This window comes from Pseudomonas fluorescens (assembly GCF_902497775.2).
Taxonomy (GTDB): domain Bacteria; phylum Pseudomonadota; class Gammaproteobacteria; order Pseudomonadales; family Pseudomonadaceae; genus Aquipseudomonas; species Aquipseudomonas putida_F.
Genome location: NZ_OZ024668.1, coordinates 2,263,375 through 2,282,971 on the forward strand (window position 1 = coordinate 2,263,375; position 19,597 = coordinate 2,282,971).

Here is a 19,597-nt window from a genome sequence, read left to right on the forward strand (position 1 = left end):
CTATGCCTTGGTACAGATCCGGCACAGTCGCAATCACGGCTGGTCAAAACACAGTAACCGGCACCGGCACCGCCTTCTCGGCCAACAGCCGTGTTGGCGATGCGCTCCAGGGGCCCGATGGTCGCTGGTATGAAGTCACCAACATTGCCAGCGCCACGGTGCTGAGCATTCTTCCTGCGTATCAGGGTCCGACCGTAGCCGGCGGCACCTATGGCCTGGCACCCATGCAGGGCTACGTGAAAGAGTCGGCCGACCGCCTGCGGCAAACCATCGAGCAGTTCGGCGGCACGCTGGCGCTGTTCGGTGGCGCCACGGATGCCCCGACCCTGCTTGCCAATATCGGCGCCGCAGCGCGCGGGGCGAACAGTGACATCACAGCGCTCAGCGGGCTGACTACTGCATTGAGCGTGGCACAGGGCGGCACCGGTGGGAAAACGGCGGCAGCGGCACGTACTGGGCTTGGTCTGGGCACTGCCGCCACGGCAGCTGTGGTGGCGTCGAAAACTGATGGGGCGGTTGGCCGTGTAGTTACTGCCGGCTATGCAGGTATCGGTAGCTATGGCGCAGCCAACGCAGCCCCGATCATCCAAAACATGGACGCCCTTACCTGTGGGGGGCTGTTCTACTATGCGCTTCCCACCAACCCCAGTCCTATCGGTTCTTTCGGGACGGCCTTGGTCACCTCCCATGCCGACGGCAGCTTCGGCTGCTTGGCGATGAGTATCGGTGCGAGCCAACTGGCGTACAGGACCTACAACGCATCCTCAGGCTTCACGACTTGGGCCAACCTCTGGACCTCGGCCAACACCACCGTCGATGCGTCGGGCTTCATCAAGCGGGCCTCGCCGATCGCGCGCATCGCTGACGTGGCGGGTTCTTCCCGGGCTGATCTGCTGGACAGCTTCAAGGCCTCGGGCGAGTGGGGCGCCTACAACGAGGAGGCCAACGGGATCGAGGTCACGCGTCTGGGCACTGGCCGCTACCAGGTTACCGGTTCACTCGGCCTTGCTGCCTCCGGCTGGCAAGTTGGCAGTCCTACTGACCGCAACGGCGGCCGGCAGCTCGGCATTGCCACCGGCACCACCAACGAGGACGGTCGCGTCATCGTGGAGCTGCGCAAGATCAAGTACGCCCTGAACGATGACGGCGAGCTGGAGCAGGTGGCAGGTGCCCTGATGGATGTTCCAGCAGAAAGCTGGATCGACGTTCGCCTGGATATGCCGGCCACGCAGCCGGCAGAGGCTCAGGCCGAAGCCTGAAACCACAAGCAGCACCAGCACCCGCCTTAGAGCGGGTTTATTTTTGCCTGGAGAAAAGTGAATGCGTACGACGCAACGGGGCCTTGGCCTCATCAAATCGTTCGAAGGCCTACGCCTGCAGTCCTACCAGGACGCTGTAGGCGTCTGGACCATCGGCTACGGCACCACACGCGGCATCAAGGCTGGAATGTCTATCACCAAGGACCAGGCCGAGCGGATGCTGGCCAACGACGTGCAGCGCTTTGAGGCGGAGGTAGAGCGCCTGGTTAAGGTGCCGCTGACCTCTAATCAGCGAGACGCCTTGATCAGCTTCACCTACAACCTGGGAGCGGCCAACCTCGAGTCGTCGACGCTGTTGCGCCTGCTGAACCGTGGCGACTACGCCGGTGCTGCCGAGCAGTTCCCGCGCTGGAACAAGGCTGGCGGCAAGGTTCTGCCCGGCCTGGTTCGCCGCCGTGAGGCCGAACGGACGTTGTTCCTGGAGGCGGCATGATCAGCTCGCGCACGGTCGGCGCCGCGGTATCGCTGGCGCTGGTGGCCTCGGCGTTCTGGGGCGCCTACGAGCACGGCCGTTCGACCATGGATGCCGAGTGGCAGGCGCGCTGGGCTGTCCGTGATGCAGGCGATCAGCACGCATGGGCGCTGGCCGAAGCTGCCGAGCGCGAAAAAGAACAGGCCCGGCAACAATCAATGAATAAGGTGATTCAAGATGGACAGAAGATCATCGACGAGGCGCTTGCAGATGCTGCTGCCGCTCGCGCTGCTAATGGCAGCCTGCGGGACACAGCAGAGGACCTTGCCCGCCGTCTCGCAGCCCAGGCACGCAACCATTCCTGCACTGCCGCCACAAGCCAGACAGCTGCCCGCGTCGCCATGGTGTTTGCCGACGTGTTCGAGCGCGCTGATGAAAGAGCGGGCGATCTGGCAGCAGTTGCTGATCAAAGCCGGGGGAGAGGAGTGATGTGCGAGCAGGCCTACTTATCGCTTGGCGAACGGTAATCGCTGAGGGCTCAGTGGGCTGAGCAAACCATCAAAGAAGCGAGTGATGAAGATTTTAGGATGGATTTAGCTTGTTCTGGTTGCTGTATAAATATACAGTATTTTGAGGTTGCAGGCCGTCCGACCAAGGCCCGACCGATGCAGCCACTTTTGAATTGTTTCGTGTCAACTCACAAGGAAAGTCAGATGACAACTACTTACACCGCTTCAAACTCCGTGCCCTTTGCAGCGCTACCCACCACCAACGGCGTAGTTCAGTATTTTCGCGCCACGATGACCAACCCGGCCGATGCTACCTACGCCCCTGATGGGCTCGTAGCGGCCCCGATTTATGGCTTGGGTGGGCAGTTGCTGCAGGGTGACGAGATTGTTGCTGACGGCAATGTCACGCTGGTCTCGCATATTGGCCCTTTGCTCAACGGCGGCGCTTTGTGCTGGGTGTTGATCAGTTGTGACGGCGGTGCACAGCAGGTCGCCAATGCGACACGTAGCCAGCACGCGGTAACCTTGGGTCAGATCTCCATCGCGTCGGGAGCTGCGCCGGGTGATGTGAAATTTTCGGCTGCCAATTCCGTTCCTGCGGGTTGGCTCAAAGCAGATGGTACAGTGATATCGCGCAGCACTTACTCGGCGCTCTTCGCGGCAATCGGCACAACTTATGGGGAAGGGGATGGCACGTCTACTTTCGCGCTGCCTGACCTACGTGGTGAGTTTGTCCGCGGCTTTGATGATGGTAGAGGGATCGATGCCGGGCGTGCATTCGGATCGTCCCAAAAGGGCACTCTGTACCCGTACGACACTACCGAAAGTAAGGCCAATGGCATCTGGAGTGCATCGACAACCCAAAACACTGGCCCAGCCTCGCAAGCAGCGATGGGCGTAGATCCTTTCTCTACCACCGACTATCCGACCGTTACAGTCGGTGGGGTTGATGCGACTGTCAACTATGCATTGCCGGGTCTCGCCGGGGATCGCGGTTACTCAGGCGTCTCCCGCCCTCGCAACATCGCGCTACTTGCATTGATCAAGCATTAAGTTTCTCCCTTCGAAACAAGTGCATATTCTTTGGCGGCGTACTCCCCCTACGCCGCTTTTATGCACTCTGGCCTTCGTGCTGGCTGACATGCTCGTTAGAGCTGATGAAGGTGTATGGCGGAACAGTCAAGGAACGTCCAGCATGTGCCTACTTGGACTACGTGAGACAGAGTGGGAAATTGCCCTGCACTGACCGGTGACTTCCATCGATGCTGACCAGCCGTTTGCATTTGACGTGACTAGGCTCTGTACGAAAAGCCTTGATACTTGGTGATGCTGTGTTGAAAACAGCCTCGGAATGCTCATTCACAACCCGTAACTGCGCTTCCTTGGCTGTTTTCGTGTTGCCTGACCAGGCCCTGGATGAGGCTGGCCTTTACCTCGATTGAGTCAGATTATGCGGACTTCAGTGTCGAAAGCAACTTGTCGAAACGGGTCGCCAGATTCTTGGTCCGTGCCAGCTCAATCTTGCGTCCGACGAGGAAGGCGGTTTGCCGCATGTGCAGCTCTGCGATCCCCTTGAGATCCCCATCCTGCTTTTTCAATTGTTCAATTTTTCGAATGACTTCCAGGGTCCGGGCTTCCAGTTTGTCTGCCGTCTCCAGATATTGGTCAAGGTCGATGGTGCCATTGGCAAACTTGTCGTCATTCTGTTGTGACGCCTTGTTCAGTGTATTGAGTGTTCGTTCGTACTGAGCGACGAGTGTGCGTTCAGCCTGCTGGTGGAACTCGTCGAGCGAATAGGGGACGAAATAGGCATATCGGTAAGTGCAGAGGATCTTGTTGTTGAAGAACGAACGCTGCTGGCTCACGTTTGTGGCGACGGTGGCGAAAATACGCAGCCCCTGGCCAATCGGAATGGTGCTGGAGCCTGTATGCACCTGAACCTTGCTAATGCTGCCGAACGAGTTGACGATGCCCGAGAGCAGGTTGAAGCAGTTGGTGGCTACCAGCAGGCGAGTGTCGGTTGTCAGGTCGCCGGTCTTGTTGATCTTCTCGGCGTCAGCAGCAACGCTCGTCCCCTCGGGCACGTTGGTAATATTGCCGGTGACGGTGCCGACGACCGCGGAGGAAATCTTGTCGATGATCGAGGAGAGGTTGTCCAGCGACCAGCTGTCCTCCAGCTGGAAGTCAGATTGTTGGCCGGAGAGATATTCGTTGTACTTCCAGTTTCTACCATCGTTCTGATAAAAGCTTTTTGCTTGCTGGCGCAAGGCCTGGTCAGCGTCTTTCAGTTGGCTGTCCAGCTCTCTGGATATTTCGTCAAGACGCTCTTTGTTGCGTTTCTCTTCGGCCAGCATTTTTTCCAGGCTTCTGCTTCGTCCCATTATCGTCTTCCTTGATGTAAGAGTGGAGAAATGCACTGATACGCCTGCAACTACAGACCGTGGCAGGGCAAGGGGAAGACTAGCGTACACAGGAGGAATGTAAACAACTCGATATATTGATTTGGAATAATCCTAAAGATGCGGGTGTCGCGACGCTGTGGGTAGTTTCGTGGTTGAATACTTAGTAGTTAGAACTTTCGAGATAGGTGTTTTGTAAATTTCACTGGCGAATGAATAGGCATTGATATAGGCGTCATTCAACTGCATCTATTTCTAGGGGGGGGCGGCTGTTCTGGCCCTCCCTGGCCTTCGTTTCAAGACGTTTCACGCTATGGCGAAAAGCCCCCGGACCTAGGCTTTGTACGAAAAGAGATGTCGCAAACACTGCATGTAACAAGCCAGTCAGGACATGGCGGCATAGCTTTTCGCAAGCTTGTCGAAGCGTGTCACGATCCTGCGGTTCTCTTTCAGCCAGCCAAACATGCGCTCAATGATGTTGCGCTGCCGGTACTTGGGCCGATCAAACAGCCTGGGTACGCCAGGCTTGGGTTTGCGCTTCATTGATCGCAGCGGGATGACGGGCTGCATTCGATATTGATCGCAGTAGCGGCGTAGCGCTTCGGCGTCGTAGCCCTTGTCGGCAAGCAGCCATATACAGCGTTTACGCGGACGACCACGTTGGCTTGAGGGAATGCTAACTTCGTCTAGCAGAGGCTGGGCGTAGCTTATGTCACTGGCTTGACCGCCAGAGAGAAGGGAGCGCAACGGTGTCCGGTCGGCGTAACAGAGCTGGTTGTCAGGCCGCCGCGACTGCGGCCTAGAGGCTTCCGCTCCTCGCCAACGGCTGCTATGGGTCGAATTCAGTCGGCCATGAATGACCACCTTCGAGCCGAAGCAGCCGTTCGGCAAGGTCTGTTTTTCAGCGCAGAATCGGACATTGGACACGCTGATGGCTAAATAGTAGCATTCTGAATGCTGCTCTGAATTTTATGGGAATGCGAGGCCTGTCGCTATCCATATCGCGTTCCTCTTGAGCAAGACTAAAATCGTTCCATAGCCAATCTTTCAGGTTTATACATGATAAAAAAATCTAAATTCTTACTAATCGCTTCTTGCGTAATTATTTCGGCTTGTTCCGGTATTCCATATGCTCCTAAAGGCTCGACAATGTACGAAGGGGGATACAGCGACGTAAAAACAGGTGCCAATACCTATACAGTGACTTTTGAAGGTAACGGTTACAATAAACAAGAACAAGTTGTTGGTTTTGTCAAGAGGCGGGCGAGCGAGTTATGCAGTCCACTTAAAGCAGAAACGGAAATTCGCCCTTTTTTAAAAGAGAAAACAAATTACGCAGCTCTGAACGGACAGCTCTTTATAACACAGCATAAATTCCCTAGCGCGGAAGCGTCTGTTGTTTGCGTCGAATAAGCGGCATTATCGCTGTCCATTCATGGCAGCGCGCGCATGAATCTTCCCTGATTTCCTGGACACATCTGATGGGCTCCTTTTGGCCGGAAGGTGACTCTGGCGGTCGTCGCTGATCTGGTTGATCCATAGCGAAGCCTGAATTGCCATTGGCCTATACTGCACTGACCAAATAACCGGAGCCGCAGCGTGAAGAAGACCCTCACAGGAGTTGTGGAGGCCGGCGAGCCACTGATTCAGCAGGCCATCGACGCGCAGCGGCGCTACCATGCAGCCCAGGATGCCGGTCAACCAGCAAAGGAAGTCGAACGCCTGCGGCAGGAAGCCGAGTCTCTGTACCAAGCAGTCACCGAGTACCAGCTGCGGTCGCTTGGCGGGCCTGCGCGCTCCCTTCATTAAATAGTCCGGTATCGACGGCGTGGTTCATGGAGTCACGCGAGGCGAACTTGCCCCAGCGGCTGCTCAACGAGTTATCAGAATCACCGGTGACGGCGACCAAGGACTGATCGCACTGACTGCATGCCAGGACTATATCCTGGCTCTAAAGCGTTAATAAACCACCGGATTTTAACGTAGGGCCATTTCAGTACAGGACAAACGCCCTGTGCTTGCTTGATCAGAGAAACCTTACTGTCTATAGTGGCTTTTCGCATTCGACCGTCACGGTGCGCATGAGGCTTGTTCTTACTAATGGAAGATTCAAAAACATGGAGTTTTCATGAAAAACCTATTATCAAGTGCTGCGCTTGTTTCATTTGTCATGCTCGCTTCTTCGCAAGTTATGGCGAAGCAAGACTATACGGTGCACTTCAAGAATGCGAGTAATCAGACAAAGTACGTGAGGCAAATCGGCAGCCAGTGTATGTACGGTCCGAAGAACGGTAGTGCCTATACCGTTCCGCCTCAGGGAGATGTTTCATTCGGAATGACGGACTCAGATAACATTTTTAGCCTTTGCACGAATGGGCCAAAGGAAATCAGCTGGGCTGTAGAAGACGATAAAGGCATCAGGCTTGGCAATTTGACTTTTAGGCATATGAAGGACGGTGGCACGTGGTATACGAAAGTTGTCCCTTCTCTTGGGTTGTCCGCGACTATCACTTGCAATAATGGAGGCTGTTCAACATCTGGCACTCCTGGTATGCCTGGTGAGCCTTCCCCTATTGTTGTTACGTTTAAATAATAATCTTTCGCTCTGCCCCTGGACATGTTCAAGTGTTTGGGGGTGGTTCTAGTTTTATCTGGAATCATCTTGTTGAGTCTAGCAGGTGGACACCTTGGTTTCGCGTGTTGCCCACAGCAACTCCAACACGGTACCACTCAAATGTCTCTGGGGGATGGCGGTGCTTGGCCAGATCAGTGAGCGATGGGGCAGGGCACGCTGCTAGCGTTCCGGCGAACCCTGACTGGGGGATGCACCGGGAGATGAACAGCCGTAGCTTCACCTCAAGTCTGGATCAGCTGTGGAGGGTTGCTTGTGAGTGAATGAATCTTGGGGCTTGGATAATGGGTGTGGACTGCGCAAATAGATTCAAATGGAAAAACCGGAACCTCTATTAGTCTCCGGTGCTCAGAACAGGTAGCGGTAGCAAAAACACTAGGAACCACTCCCAGATGAGGATTTTCATGATGAATACTATTTTGCGCACCGGGGCCTTTGCACTGGCCTTCAGCCTTGCTGGTGCTGTCCATGCCACCCAGGATGCCGATGATTTCGTCGAAGATGCCTCGGCCAAGGGCGTTGCTGAGGTCGAAGCGGGCAAACTAGCCCAGGAGAAGGGCACAAGCAGTGACGTCAAGGCATTCGCCGACATGATGGTCAAGGATCACCGTGCGGCCAATGAGAAGCTGCAGGCGCTGGCCACCAGCAAGGACATCAAGGTTTCCACTGATGCGGATCTGGTTGACAAGGCTAAGGCCATGATTCTCGAACTGCGCGGCGCGAAGTCCTTCGACCAGGCCTATGCCAATAACCAGGTCAAGGCTCACGAAGCGACCATCGAGCTGTTCCAGGATTACGCCAAAGACGGTAAGGACGCCGAGCTCAAAGCCTTCGCCACCCAGACTTTGCCTACCCTGCAGGTTCATTTGGAAAAAGCCAGGGCTCTGGCCGCCGCGCACGGTGGTGATGAAGCCAAGCCTTGACCTGAAGATCAAAGGCCGTTGTTTTACCAACGGCCTTTCCCATTCTGTCAGATTTTAGGTTTTACGTTCTTCGCTTGCTCATCAGACAGTTTCTTGCTTCGATCGGCTTCGGCTTTAGCATCACGCGCAGTCAGCTCGTCAAACATCGATTTGGCGTCAATGATGGACACGGTGTAGTGAGGCACCATTCCGTCTGATTGTTCTGAGGCGCCAACTAGGATGAATTTCCCACATGTTGGGCTAAACGATTGCGGCGCGGGAACCGATACGCCGGGAATATCGCTACTGTCGAAACTCACGTCCTTGCATGGACCCGCTGAGGTGGGCCCGAAGTACTGTTTCCCGTCGCGGTCGTACTGCCAGTCAAGGCCGAGCATCATCATCTGCGTAATGCTGGACGGCTTACCGAACTTTTCAGTCAGGGCAGCCTTAAGCGCCTCTGTCTTGATGCGGGACCCGTCTTCGAAGCGTTGAACACGAGCTATGAACCACACTTTCCCAGACTCATTCTGGAGCGCTGCAAACTCGTCAGAAGGCCCCCCCGAATTGGTGGTGCCGGTTCCTTTCAGTCGGTCTGCTGTAACCGCTGTAACGCCGGCTTCCTTGCCGTTACGCAGCATTAATGGAGAAAACTTGAAGTTTGGGTTTGCCTCTGCAATGGCCTCTTTGGCGGCAGCCAATGAGGATCCAAGGGCGACGCCCGAAATGTCATCTGCGGCCAGGACAGCCGTGCAGGTTAACGTGGTGAGAAGGGCGGCGATGCCCGAACGTTGAAAGCGCATGAGAAATAATCCTTATCAAAAATCAGCATACCTACAAGGTATGAATGCTGCTCCTGTTTACGCAGTGCGGCGTGGCAGCGCCGAATACTAACATCACCCGGTCGGAACACCACCAATGCTGGAGCGCATTCAGGTGGGGCGAGGCATATGCTTCGATGCGAATCACACGCCAAGCTGCTGAGCCACTTCATTGTGAAGTACTGGTCTGGCATGCTGGACGCTCAGAACAACCCGATCATGGACTGATGCTCAAGCGGAAGAGCTGGCGAAAGCTTATGACCGAGCTCGAATAGCAGGGCTCGCGTGCGAGGCGTCCTATACTGCGCTAATCAAATAGGTGGAGCGGTAGAGTGAAGAAGACCCTGGAAGGTGTTGTCGAGGCTGGCGAGCCGCTGATTCGGCAGGCCATAGATGCGCAGCGTCGCTACCACGCAGTCCAGGACGCCGATCAGCCGGAAAAAGAAGTCGAGCGCCTGCGCCTGGAGGCCGAATCGCTGTACCAAGCTGTGACGGAATACCAGCTGCGATCGCTTGGAGGCGAAGGCGCAACGCTTCATTGAATACATAGAATTTGCTAGTTATTTATAAAATAAATCTACGATGACAGAAGCATCAAAGGAACCGGCTTTAGGGGGTTCGCGCCAGATTAAGTCTGCCTTGAAATCAGTGCTGTTTAAGTCACGACCCGTTAGGTCTGCCAATTTGAACCATTTGTCAAATGGGACCTTCTCATTGGTTGCCGCTCGGCTGAGAGAGATTCCCACTGAGCTATTATTATCTGGTACCAACAGGTTGTTAATAATGGTTCCACCACCAGGAGTGGAGGCGAATCGCGCATTGACTGTGTAGGGCGTATCGCAGGAGCTTGATAGCCCAAGTCTAAAATTGGCGCTGCTGGCAATGTTTCCTATACTTGCGGTACTGGATAGTGCCCTGCGAAAATTGACTGTGCTTGGGGTTATTTTCAAATCTGGTGAGCAGGGGATGAAACGGATGTTATTGACACCTGTTATGACGTAATTGAGGTTGCTGTTGGGTTTTGGGTTTAATACGTAGCCGCCATCTAGTTGGAATACTCTGTAATCTGGTAGTGAGTTGGCTTGCCCGGAAGTCGGCGTGGGGCCGTATTTCTCAATGAACACGCTGAAGGTAATGGAGAACTCAGCTTTGTCCCATCCCGTGCAGTTGGCCCATTTGCAGCCATGGTGAGAAGAATATCCCGTGCTGATCTTCCCAGAGCTTGAGGTTATAGTTTTTTTATCATATTTGATGCCGATGCGTATTCCGTTTCCAATATTGACATCTCCAGGGTTCAAATAGAAGTAGATTTTCTGGTTACCCTGTTGGTAGTCGTCTGCACAGACTACCTTGACTGTGTGTAACGACGACTCCCAGATTATAGTCCCGTCCGGAGCGTCTGCGGGAACAGCCAGGGCAGTGCCTAACGAGTCTTTGGATACGGCTGAATTTGTATCAGCTTCTTTACAGGAAAGCGCGAAGCTTGTAGCAGGGCAGGCTGAGGCGGCAAGAAGTAAAGTCATAGCAAGTGTTTTTAACGGTAGCATTTTAAGGGTTCGTGAGTAGCTGATGGATGTGCTCATTGGATGTTTGCCTTGTGTTCGGCGCGTAATCCAATGTCATTGATTTCAACGAACAGTATTTTCGTATCGCTAGATATGAAGGGCTTAGTACTCTTGAAGTGCTGTGTTTCTTCTGGTTTTAAAAAGATGTAGTCGCTTAGTGGGGTGCTGCGATCGCGGCCTTCAATCTTTACATCCACCAGCGATACATGGAAGGCGCACGTGTTGGTTACTTCGATCGAGTCGTCATTCTTCAATTTCCAACTTAGTCCGGCGACGCATGCGGAAGACGTTCCTTGCAGGCCCGGTGGCCGAAAAAATAGCTTCAGCTTTTGGCGGACTGCCATTTGAATGCTATTTTGTCTATCGGCTTTAAGAGGGATTTCCATAACATTTAGCCAAAACAACGATTCTCTATCGTTCGGTAGCCCTTTACCAATGTACAATATTCGCAGTATCTCGGTTTGCTGTTGACTCAGTTTGATCAGGGGTTGGGTCAGCGCAAAGGGTACATCGCTCTTGTTTTCTTCGCCTGCACTGATCCAGGCTTGAAGTGCAACGGTTTTCGGCGATAAGTTGGTCACGCGGATGTTGGCTTCGCGATGTTGGCCAGAATAGATAAGCCGCGTCCCCTCGATTTTTATCATGGCTTCGGCTGTGGTACTGATTGCGAACCACAGCAGGATGATTTTAAATAGAGAGAAGAGTGATGGAGGTTTCGCGGCCATTATTTATCTGGCCTCTCGATGAACTCCCAATAGTAGTTTGGGTGTTCAGCTTTTAAGGCGGCGATGTATTGCGCGAGTAACGCGTCGTCGTTAAATGCAGGTTGCGAAGTAAGCGCGCATCCAGAAAGCGCAAAAATAACACTTGTGATAATGCTTGTTTTTCGCTTATAATTGCTTGCTTGCTTGCTTGCTTGCTTGCTTGCTTGCTTGCTTGCTTGCTTGCTTGCTTGCTTGCTTGCTTGCTTGCTTGCTTGCTTGCTTGCTTGCTTGCGTTAATTCCGAATTGTGTATGTTCATTGCTAATTCGTACTAGTTCAAAAGGATAGGTCAAGCTACCTACGCCCCCTCGAATTCGAAATCAGACGATTCTCATTTTTGCCAAAAGCTCTAGGCCTTGGGCGGTATTCCTCCCCAGGTAGGCGAGCATCCTCCCATCTGCCGATTCTTCAGTTCGGTATTTTCTACCAGGGCATCGGACAGCTCCCAGGTCATGCGCTCGATCCTGGCGTTCAGCTTGGTGATCTCGGCGGCCTGGGCCTGATGGATAGCTACCAGCTTCTCGATGTTCTCCCGGGCGCTGTCGAGCTCGTGCCGCAACTGTTCGCACTCGGCTTCGACCAGGCGCGCATGCTGGCGCAACATTTGAACAGGCGTGGGCATGCCCAGCGCGAAGCTGTCGTCTTCGATGATCACGGTGCGGTCTACCGATACTGTTTGGATATGCAGTAGTCGAGGCAGGGTAATTCTGGCCAGCTCAGGGTGACGAGCTGCAGGGGAGAGGGGATTGTGATCGGTCGGCAGGACGCCGGAGGAGGGAGGGGCCTGGTTATCCGCCAAGGCCCCGGGTATTACTTGCCGAGCTTTTTCCGCACGTCATCTGCCATGGGGCCAACAGCTTTAACAGCTGCAATCAGCTGGTCCTTCGTCACCCCAAATTTGGTAGACCAAAACGACAGCTCCCATGCCTCAGAGGTATTCACGCGGTTGCGGTCTTGAGGGCCGCGCTTGCTTAAATCATCAGCCATATCTACGTCCTTTTTGTGGCTCCTGGCCAATCCAGGCGATATCAATATAGTTGATGCCAGCGTTATCACCACTGCGCCACATTGGGTTCCAGGGAACTGAAATCCGGGGCAAAGGTGCAGCGGGCTTGAGTCTTCGTATCGGTCTTGAAAACCTCTGCTAAGGACCAACCTCACGGCGATTGGCCTGTCTGGCCGCGTCAGCAGATCGATCGCGACGATCAGAAAACGGCTGCTATCGACCCAAAACGGTCGGTCGCGGAATTGCGACCAAAAGTAGATATCGTGGTACAAACAGTGCGGAGCAGAGATGGACAGCCATCCCCTTGCTTGAGGGGTGTTATCAACGACAAGGAGCCCATTTATGAAGATGAACACGTTAGTTCCAGAGATGATTGTCTCTGACTTAAAACGAAGCTTAGATTTTTACTGCCTGATTCTGGGCTTCCAAATTGAATACGAAAGGCCTGAAGACAGATTCACTTTCCTGTCCTTTCAAGGGAGCCAATTGATGCTGGAGCAGGATGACTTGGAAGAGTCTCCATGGCGTGTTGGCCCTCTATTATCACCCTATGGCCGAGGGATGAATCTTTCGATTCAGTGCTCTGATACCAAAGCTTTGGCTAGGGCCATCGAAGACGCTGGTATTGAATTGCGCAGACCCATTGAAGAGTGCTGGTACCGAGATAAAGAGCGCCTGCACGGAGAACTTAATTTTTTGGTGCTTGATCCAGATGGTTATCTGTTGCGGTTCACTCAGAGCTTAGGTTTCAGAGCAGTCGAGCATCAAGCGATAGACTGAACAAGTGATGTTGCATAGCGCGACTCTGAGCATTTCAACGACCGCTTCTGGCCGGAAGGTGACACTGGTGGTCGTCGCTGATCTGATTGATCCGTAGCGGAGCCCGAATGGCCGTTGACCTATACTGCTCTGGTCAAATAACCTGGGCAGCAGCGTGAAGAAGACCCTGACGGGAGTTATCGAGGCGGGTGAGCCGCTGATTCAGGAGGCCATCGATGCGCTACGCCGCTACCATGCAGCCCAGGATGCCGGTCAACCAGCAAAGGAAGTCGAACGCCTGCGGCTGGAGGCTGAGTCGCTGTACCAGGCTGTCACCGAGTACCAGCTACGGTCTCTTGGAGGCGAGGGCGCGACACGTCACTGAATTTCTTAAACTCGCCTCAATGTAAGCGGGGGGAGTGAGGCTTTACAGGTGGAACGTCTTATAGCTCTGCGGCCTCTCCGACTGCCTCTGGAGCCGCTTTGGACAAGGCCGGAGGAGACAGCTTTAAGTTGGTGAGGGTCAGCGAATATGCGCTGGTGTCGTTGTCAGTACGCCGCAGAGTCATCGAGAAAGCATTGCCCGACCAGTTCATCACTTCGCTAACGAACGAGTAACCGGTTTTTGTCTCGAGTCGGATCAGCTCTCGGCTGCTCGGCTCCCCGTACTTTGCCACCAGCAAATCGCTTAACTGGTTCAGGCCCTCAGCACTGCCCAAGACGTTTAGCTTTTCCAGCTTTGAACCTACAAACGTGGCCTCAACAGCGTAATTCCCTTTCAAGCAAGGATGCTGCCCACCCAGAATCTTGTACTGGTTCGGTTTGGAGGTGCGTTCAAAGCAAAGGCCCAGAGACTCCGCCCCACACTCAGGGAGGTCGTGGAGGGGTTCCCCATTCAGCTGAATGCCCAAGAAGTTTTCAGGCTCGAGCACCCAGTTTCGAGGCTGCAGACCACCGTTCGCCATTGCTCCCGAAGCGCCGATTAATGCGAAGATGGTTGCTACGACTTTAGCCCTCATGGCGCTCTTCTCCTGCCTGGAATAGGTCGCGATTCTAGCACCAGGCCACAGGGAAAATGCTACCGATTTAAAACGATTCAGCTGAAATTTCGACGGAGTTATCGACTTTTTTAGAAAAACCGATAGACGGCCGTAGCCGATTCATTTGTGCCGCCGGGCGGTAATTGTTAGGTGCTGGCCAGATTTGTATAATACTGTTTATTTATACAGTTTGATTCAGCATGCGCTTTCTGATCCTGCGCCGGCGAAAGCTGGGCGTTGCCATCCCGGCCGATCAGCTGCGGAAGATGCAGCCGCTGGCCGGCGACATCCAGATCAGTGAATGTCACAGCGACAGCCTGGGGCGCTCGACAATCAGCGCCTGGATCTTCAGTTCAGGGCCAAGCCCTGACGTTTTCCCGCGGCTGCTCGACGTGAAGATCACCGGCATGGCCCAGGTCGGAATGAACCTGACCGGGATCGAGGAGGTGGACGGCGCCTTCTACGCGCAGTCATGGTGGTGCAGGGTGGAGTAGTGAGGTCGGCAGAACGCCGGAGGAGGGTATGATCTTGGGCCAATTCTTGGGCCAATGTATGCGTTTTGGTGCGTGGTTGAGAGGCTGAAACCCCCGGAAACATTGCACTTGAGACCGCCTAAAAACGCTAAAATCATCGCATGGTGATGTTAGCGGTGGAGATCAAAGGGTTTACCTATCAATAGCTTACGTCGCTGGCATTGCGGTTGATACCGATTTGATACCAATTTGCAGCTTTTCCAGCTCGCTCCAGTCGGAGCTTGAGTTAATCCAACGCGCATACGTCGACAGCAGCATTTGCACGCTGTGGCCGAGCTGTTGGGAGATAAATGCGGGGTTGAGGCCAGACATTAAGCATATTGTCGCATAGGTGTGACGACAGTTGTATGGCGGGCGGTAACGAATCCCCAGTTCTTTAAGCACCGGCCGCCACTGATGATGCAGATCAGAGGTCTGCCGGACGTACTCTGCGTTCTTCGATGGCGGGAAAATGAACGGTGACGCCGTGACCCGCCCCTTTCCTGCGTCGCTCGGCGTACTCCCTGGCGAACTCGAGCGCATGCAAGGCCCTCTCGTTGAGTAGCACGAACCGATCTTTGCCGGTTTTGGTGCGCTCGACTACCTCGCCCAGCGCTACAGTGCGCTTCACATGGGCAACCTTCTTCTCCAAGTCGACAGCATCCCAGCGCAGCGCCAGGCCCTCCGACAGGCGTACGCCGCTGAAGAACACGAACTCGAAGAACGCCGCGTAGATCTGGCTTGGCCAGTGCGGGTGCTCGCAGAGCCTGGTGGTGATCTGGTTCGCCTCCTCTCAAGTGAACGGGTCGATCTCTTTCTTGGTGCGCTTGGGCAGTTGCAGAGCCTCGGCAGGGTTTCTGCTGATCAATCCGTCGATCACCGCTGAGCGCAGAATCGTTGACAGCTTCACCAGGGCGTTGCGCTTTAGGCCGCAGGAGAAAGCTATGAGTTCAGACAAGGAGCGCTTCCCGGGTCATGATGACGCCGGGAAACTGATGTCGTGGATTACACGTCAGATTTCATATTCCGCTCTGGGAAAAGCCCTTGAATCAAGGATTCGAGAGGCAGATGGTGCGCGGACCGATCCGCGATAATGGATCTATCGGCTGGCATGGCGGCAATCAGAGTCTTCGCTGTGTCTTCGATCTTGCTACGCAGCGAGGGGTCCAGAACGGCGAGGGATGTGCCTATGGCCTGAAGTGCGGCGCATACGCCGAGTTCGAATGGGGTTATTACGCGTTGCTCGCTCCTCTTGACCCTCCTAGGTCATCAATGCCCCAGTCCATGGGCTTGCAGGCAACGGACTGGGGCAGTTCGTTGGAGGCACAAAGCTACTACGGTGCCGAGCAGGCTCGGTACTGGCTTTCCATCCACGCTGGATGGGCGGCCAGGATGGGACGGTCCTCGAATGGCATGCTAAATCCAGGAATGTTATGGTTTACCTTTTAGAAGTTTGGGTTGTGTCAAATGGTAAACAATACCCTTGGGTACTCGAAATTTGATGTTGCGACTTGGGCCCGAAAAGAGCATTTCGAAATATTAAGTACGGTGGGTTCGTGTACGTTTAGTCAAACTGCGCAGCTGGACGTCACAGAGTTGCTAGCTTACACAAAAGCTGAAGGGCTGAAGTTCTATCCGGTGATGATCCATGTTATCGCCAAGCTAGTGAACAAGTTCCCTGAATTTCGAATGGCAATGAAGGATGGTGAACTGGTTTTATGGGATGTGGTTCATCCGAGTTACACCATCTTCCATGAGAGTACAGAGACCTTCTCATCGCTATGGACCTGCTATGAAGACGATCTGGGCGCCTTTCTGCAAGGGTACTCAAGTGATCGGGAGAAGTATGGGCGCGATCTTTCCTATTTTCCTAGGGAGGAATACGCTGAAAACGTTTTTTACGTCTCGGCGAATCCATGGGTGAGCTTCACTAGCTTTAACTTCAATGTGGCTGATGCGAGTAATTTCTTTGCGCCAATGTTTACGATTGGTAAGTACTACTCACAAGGTGAAAGCGTTTTCATGCCGTTAGCAGTGCAAGTGCATCATGCAGTGTGTGACGGCTTTCATGTGGGTAGAGTAATCAATGAGATTCAGCAGTCGTGCAACGCGCTCAGCGGGATCTGACTTAGGACATTGCTTAGTCATGCACGCCGAACAAGCCCAGCCCCGCGCTGGGCTTTTTGCAAGTTTGCACTTGGCTATTTCCATTGGTGATTTTCACTCTGAGCGGTTCCTCAGAACCTTCTGCGACATACAACGGTAGGCGTAAGATGCTTGGTTGGGGGCGCACAACCCATTGCAGATATTAAGTTGTACTCTTCCGTTAGAGCACATCGGCTCTGGCGCAACCATTGTTGGGTTAGGTCCCCAACATCCACATGGTTTCATTAGCGTTCCTGGGGGGAGCCCAGTGGGGGCTGGTATAGGCATGCTTACTGGCTGAAATTTCCCGCCATTACGGGGTATGAGGGAGCCGAAGGCTCTGCCAATCCCCAATCTTGATACTGTATGACGTGAGTAAACTCGTGTGCCCAGAGAGAAGGGTTGTACAATGCGCCGTTCGTATCTTTGAAAACGATTACGTAGTCCAGTGTTATCGCTTGTGCGTCGCCATAACGAATGGAGTTCACCTGTAGAGATAGATCTCCACCGCCCTGCACCCTGAATTTCGCCATATTGAGAATGCTATCAGGAATAAATCCGTGTAGATTTTTTCTGATGTTTAGAGGGATTGGTTCGACACCGGCGCTGATGGCATCATCTCTAGAGCGAGAGATCATTTCTTGGAGTATCGGCGCAGACGCCTGCACAAGAGACTCCCGAACAGTATTGGAAGCACCTTCCTCAAGCTGCTTGTAAGGCTCTATGTTTTCTTTTAATTGCCTATGGGCATCGTCTAGTGAAGTGCCGGTTCCAGGGGCAACTAAGTTGATCGCATCCCCCAGCACCCCCTGCATAGGTCGGTGCAGCCAAATAAGCGTACGTTAATATGGATGCAGTTAGTATGCTGACTTTGTTCATGGCAAGGGCCTCGGGAGTAGGATGCTGTTCCAATCTGTTTTTCGACTGCCCGAATGCTTGATGATTAATTTCCGATGAAAACCGATTGGATGCTTACAGACTTATGATAGCTCAGGTTTTTGTTGGTATAGGTACTGTAAGTGCAGGGGTGAATCTCTTTGGTTATATAAGTTATAGGGAAAAGTAATTGTTGGTTTGCTTTTCTGCGTTGTTGGTTTTCAGGGGAGACTCTGTGCCCCCTATGCCGTTTCAACTCAGAAACCGCTAAAGTCCCACCATTTCAAGGGAGGGATCACATGCGAATTCTGATTGGGGCGGTGGCGGTGGTGTCATTCCGGAAGTACCCGTTCGAATGGTAGAGTTTCCCGAATCTGAACAGGGATGCTCTTGATGTGAACCTCCTAGATGCTATTCAGCCGTACCTCTACGGCCCCGATGACACCATCAGTCACGAGTACGAACCGGCAGCGTATCGCCTCACTGCCGAGGATAAGCTCAGCCTAGAAAAGGCCATCTTGGTCCGTGGCGCAAAAGCAATTGAGAACGTAACCAAGGGCGGGGCAGTGCTCTACCAGCGTACGCCTCAACGCTTCTCTGGCGAGGATGAGGCCTATCTTCGCTCTTTGTTCGCTCCGGGAACCGAGACAGCGACGCCGTGGAACGGACCTGATCACATCGTTGTCAGCCAACATGATTCAGATTCCAGTGGCGTCATCATGGTGGAAAGCTACTCGCCTTTTGAGGATCGCTTCCTGTGCTTGCCGTATACGAAGAAGCTGGATGGCGCTGACGGTATGCCGAGAGTGACCAGCGCTCATTGTCCTGAGTCGACGATGAGGTGCTCTTTCCTGGGCATGACTTCGTCCTTGCCGCCATATCGCGGCTGTTCAATAGAGGGGAGAGGGGTTAAATTTGGGTGGAGTACAAATGTACTCCTTGGTCATTCAGAGGCTTTGAGGCGGTCCAGGCGTTCGATCTCGGCCAGAATCAAGGCGCCGGCTTTTACCAGCATTCGGCGCGGGTCGCTCTGCTGCTTCCACTCGGCGGACCAGGGCCAGAACCCATGCCAATTTCCGGGGTTGATTCCGCCGGCCCAGAGCGCGTAGCAGGCTGCTGCGTCGGACATCTGGTAGCCGTCATGTTCGTCATCGTGTTCATGCGACCAGCCTTCAACTTCGATCGGGCGCTGGCGCTCGGCCAGAACATCAGTCGCAGCACCGGCTCGCCCTGATGCTGGGCGGCTGGTGCATCAAGCAGGCCCTGCCAGAACTCAGCATGAGGCGACGGGCCGGGGTGGGTTTGGTAACGCAGCAGCTTCACCAGGTGCTCAACTTCATCGCGCGGCACGCTGACCATCTGTTCGGTGTTGCTGGATCGGTTTTCTGTGGGCATGGGGATACCTACTCGTATCAGTTACAGTTGATGTTTTGGCCATGGATCAATTGTGATGTTTGAGGGATTCAAGACGCACAGGTACACGCTCTATGCAGGTCATTGGCCTGTTGCATCCGCGGTTGGCCCGATACAGCCTGACGGCACTGTGCTTAATGACCTGGGAGTACAGCGCTTTCAAATTATCGATAACGGTCTGTACGCAATGAGCGGTGAGCTCGTTGGGCCAATCTATCGAGTCGGCGAGGCGTTGGTGATTCCGGATGGCGCCAACAACTGCCTGTACTCGATACGGCTCGATATCGACCAGTAATCCTAGGCAGCTCGCAGAAGCGCTTCGATCACTCGCTGATGGTTGGCTGCTCAGAGAACCTGGACGCCTGTGCTCCGTCCGCCGAGGCCGGCGAACAGATCGATTGCTGTGGGCATGGGGATACCTCGCTGAGAAGCGACTAGAATTGAGGGTTTTTCGTACAAGCAACGGGTGAAGCATGGAATGCTTAATCTGCGGTGAGAGGGCGAGGGCACTATCTACAGCTGCT

23 protein-coding genes and 4 pseudogenes are annotated in these 19,597 nt (G+C 54.0%); 15 read left to right on the top strand and 12 right to left on the bottom strand.

The genetic code is table 11. The features are described 5' to 3' along the window. The first annotated feature begins 2 nt into the window (after positions 1–2). The 4 genes from F8N82_RS10325 to F8N82_RS10340 all read left to right on the top strand — a co-directional run bounded on the left by F8N82_RS10325 (position 3) and on the right by F8N82_RS10340 (position 3,293). Positions 3–1,259 (top strand): hypothetical protein, encoded by a 1,257-nt coding sequence (locus F8N82_RS10325; protein WP_150776843.1) that lies wholly within the window; start codon positions 3–5, stop codon positions 1,257–1,259. A gap of 61 nt (positions 1,260–1,320) precedes the next feature. Next, complete coding sequence (locus F8N82_RS10330; RefSeq protein ID WP_150776844.1) at positions 1,321–1,752, top strand: lysozyme; 432 nt, start codon at positions 1,321–1,323, stop codon at positions 1,750–1,752. Beyond that, positions 1,749–2,258 (top strand): DUF2514 family protein, encoded by a 510-nt coding sequence (locus tag F8N82_RS10335; RefSeq protein ID WP_150776845.1) that lies wholly within the window; start codon positions 1,749–1,751, stop codon positions 2,256–2,258. Before F8N82_RS10330 ends, F8N82_RS10335 begins: the two co-directional genes overlap by 4 nt. A gap of 186 nt (positions 2,259–2,444) precedes the next feature. After that, positions 2,445–3,293 carry a tail fiber protein gene (locus F8N82_RS10340; protein WP_191626724.1) on the top strand — a complete coding sequence of 283 codons (849 nt, stop codon included), beginning with the start codon at positions 2,445–2,447 and terminating at the stop codon, positions 3,291–3,293. Between the two features lie 395 nt (positions 3,294–3,688). On the opposite strand, the gene F8N82_RS10345 is transcribed toward F8N82_RS10340, so the two are convergent. Next, complete coding sequence (locus F8N82_RS10345; protein ID WP_150776847.1) at positions 3,689–4,621, bottom strand: hypothetical protein; 933 nt, start codon at positions 4,619–4,621, stop codon at positions 3,689–3,691. Between the two features lie 402 nt (positions 4,622–5,023). Then, positions 5,024–5,442, bottom strand: a pseudogene (locus F8N82_RS10350) (IS5 family transposase); the annotation flags it as partial. Between the two features lie 256 nt (positions 5,443–5,698). Between F8N82_RS10350 and F8N82_RS10355 the strand changes: the two are divergent. The 5 genes and pseudogenes from F8N82_RS10355 (at position 5,699) to F8N82_RS10380 (ending at position 8,194) form a co-directional block, all read left to right on the top strand. Next, a complete protein-coding gene (locus F8N82_RS10355) occupies positions 5,699–6,052 on the top strand; it encodes a CC0125/CC1285 family lipoprotein (RefSeq protein ID WP_150776848.1) in 354 nt (117 codons plus the stop codon). 186 nt (positions 6,053–6,238) lie between these two features. Then, on the top strand, positions 6,239–6,448 hold the full coding sequence (locus F8N82_RS10360) for a hypothetical protein (RefSeq protein WP_150776849.1): 210 nt from the start codon (positions 6,239–6,241) through the stop codon (positions 6,446–6,448). A 4-nt stretch (positions 6,449–6,452) separates the two neighbouring features. Then, positions 6,453–6,602 (top strand): annotated as a pseudogene (locus F8N82_RS10365) (lysis protein); the annotation flags it as partial. 165 nt (positions 6,603–6,767) lie between these two features. Then, complete coding sequence (locus F8N82_RS10370) at positions 6,768–7,232, top strand: hypothetical protein (protein WP_150776850.1); 465 nt, start codon at positions 6,768–6,770, stop codon at positions 7,230–7,232. 446 nt (positions 7,233–7,678) lie between these two features. Further along, positions 7,679–8,194: a DUF4142 domain-containing protein gene (locus F8N82_RS10380; RefSeq protein ID WP_150776851.1), complete on the top strand. Its 516-nt coding sequence runs from the start codon at positions 7,679–7,681 to the stop codon at positions 8,192–8,194. 47 nt (positions 8,195–8,241) lie between these two features. On the opposite strand, the gene F8N82_RS10385 is transcribed toward F8N82_RS10380, so the two are convergent. Continuing rightward, positions 8,242–8,976: a hypothetical protein gene (locus F8N82_RS10385; RefSeq protein WP_150776852.1), complete on the bottom strand. Its 735-nt coding sequence runs from the start codon at positions 8,974–8,976 to the stop codon at positions 8,242–8,244. Positions 8,977–9,220: 244 nt separating this feature from the next. Between F8N82_RS10385 and F8N82_RS10390 the strand changes: the two are divergent. Both F8N82_RS10390 and F8N82_RS10395 read left to right on the top strand, forming a co-directional pair. Continuing rightward, positions 9,221–9,313 (top strand): annotated as a pseudogene (locus F8N82_RS10390) (DUF2514 family protein); the annotation flags it as partial. A gap of 13 nt (positions 9,314–9,326) precedes the next feature. Next, positions 9,327–9,536, top strand: a complete 210-nt coding sequence (locus tag F8N82_RS10395) for a hypothetical protein (RefSeq protein ID WP_150776853.1) — start codon at positions 9,327–9,329, stop codon at positions 9,534–9,536. 18 nt (positions 9,537–9,554) lie between these two features. Here F8N82_RS10395 and F8N82_RS10400 read toward each other — a convergent pair whose 3' ends face one another. From F8N82_RS10400 to F8N82_RS10420, 5 genes are all read right to left on the bottom strand, one after another. Then, on the bottom strand, positions 9,555–10,577 hold the full coding sequence (locus F8N82_RS10400) for a fimbrial protein (RefSeq protein ID WP_224793743.1): 1,023 nt from the start codon (positions 10,575–10,577) through the stop codon (positions 9,555–9,557). After that, positions 10,574–11,284 carry a molecular chaperone gene (locus F8N82_RS10405; RefSeq protein ID WP_338918699.1) on the bottom strand — a complete coding sequence of 237 codons (711 nt, stop codon included), beginning with the start codon at positions 11,282–11,284 and terminating at the stop codon, positions 10,574–10,576. The genes F8N82_RS10400 and F8N82_RS10405 overlap by 4 nt, the downstream gene beginning before the upstream one ends. A gap of 52 nt (positions 11,285–11,336) precedes the next feature. Then, on the bottom strand, positions 11,337–11,615 hold the full coding sequence (locus F8N82_RS10410) for a hypothetical protein (protein ID WP_338918700.1): 279 nt from the start codon (positions 11,613–11,615) through the stop codon (positions 11,337–11,339). 56 nt (positions 11,616–11,671) lie between these two features. Then, positions 11,672–11,977, bottom strand: a complete 306-nt coding sequence (locus F8N82_RS10415) for a hypothetical protein (RefSeq protein WP_150776855.1) — start codon at positions 11,975–11,977, stop codon at positions 11,672–11,674. A 155-nt stretch (positions 11,978–12,132) separates the two neighbouring features. Continuing rightward, complete coding sequence (locus F8N82_RS10420) at positions 12,133–12,309, bottom strand: DUF3606 domain-containing protein (RefSeq protein ID WP_150776856.1); 177 nt, start codon at positions 12,307–12,309, stop codon at positions 12,133–12,135. A 361-nt stretch (positions 12,310–12,670) separates the two neighbouring features. Here F8N82_RS10420 and F8N82_RS10425 point away from each other — a divergent pair, with 361 nt between their 5' ends. Further along, on the top strand, positions 12,671–13,108 hold the full coding sequence (locus F8N82_RS10425) for a bleomycin resistance protein (RefSeq protein WP_150776857.1): 438 nt from the start codon (positions 12,671–12,673) through the stop codon (positions 13,106–13,108). 154 nt (positions 13,109–13,262) lie between these two features. Next, positions 13,263–13,472: a hypothetical protein gene (locus tag F8N82_RS10430; RefSeq protein ID WP_150776858.1), complete on the top strand. Its 210-nt coding sequence runs from the start codon at positions 13,263–13,265 to the stop codon at positions 13,470–13,472. 58 nt (positions 13,473–13,530) lie between these two features. Here the strand turns inward: F8N82_RS10430 and F8N82_RS10435 are convergent, their stop codons facing one another. Next, a complete protein-coding gene (locus F8N82_RS10435) occupies positions 13,531–14,106 on the bottom strand; it encodes a hypothetical protein (RefSeq protein WP_150776859.1) in 576 nt (191 codons plus the stop codon). 221 nt (positions 14,107–14,327) lie between these two features. Between F8N82_RS10435 and F8N82_RS10440 the strand changes: the two genes are divergently transcribed. Next, the gene (locus F8N82_RS10440; protein ID WP_150776860.1) at positions 14,328–14,621 is read left to right on the top strand and encodes a hypothetical protein; all 294 of its coding nucleotides are present in this window, start codon (positions 14,328–14,330) and stop codon (positions 14,619–14,621) included. 186 nt (positions 14,622–14,807) lie between these two features. On the opposite strand, the pseudogene F8N82_RS10445 reads toward F8N82_RS10440, so the two are convergent. Beyond that, positions 14,808–15,570, bottom strand: a pseudogene (locus F8N82_RS10445) (tyrosine-type recombinase/integrase); the annotation flags it as partial. 536 nt (positions 15,571–16,106) lie between these two features. On the opposite strand from F8N82_RS10445, the gene catA reads away from it, so the two are divergent. Continuing rightward, the gene (gene catA / locus F8N82_RS10450; RefSeq protein WP_038999356.1) at positions 16,107–16,766 is read left to right on the top strand and encodes a type A chloramphenicol O-acetyltransferase; all 660 of its coding nucleotides are present in this window, start codon (positions 16,107–16,109) and stop codon (positions 16,764–16,766) included. Positions 16,767–17,074: 308 nt separating this feature from the next. Here catA and F8N82_RS10455 read toward each other — a convergent pair whose 3' ends face one another. Beyond that, complete coding sequence (locus tag F8N82_RS10455; protein ID WP_338918702.1) at positions 17,075–17,599, bottom strand: eCIS core domain-containing protein; 525 nt, start codon at positions 17,597–17,599, stop codon at positions 17,075–17,077. A gap of 1,004 nt (positions 17,600–18,603) precedes the next feature. Next, positions 18,604–18,789 carry a hypothetical protein gene (locus tag F8N82_RS10460; protein ID WP_141231078.1) on the bottom strand — a complete coding sequence of 62 codons (186 nt, stop codon included), beginning with the start codon at positions 18,787–18,789 and terminating at the stop codon, positions 18,604–18,606. Positions 18,790–19,597: the final 808 nt, after the last annotated feature.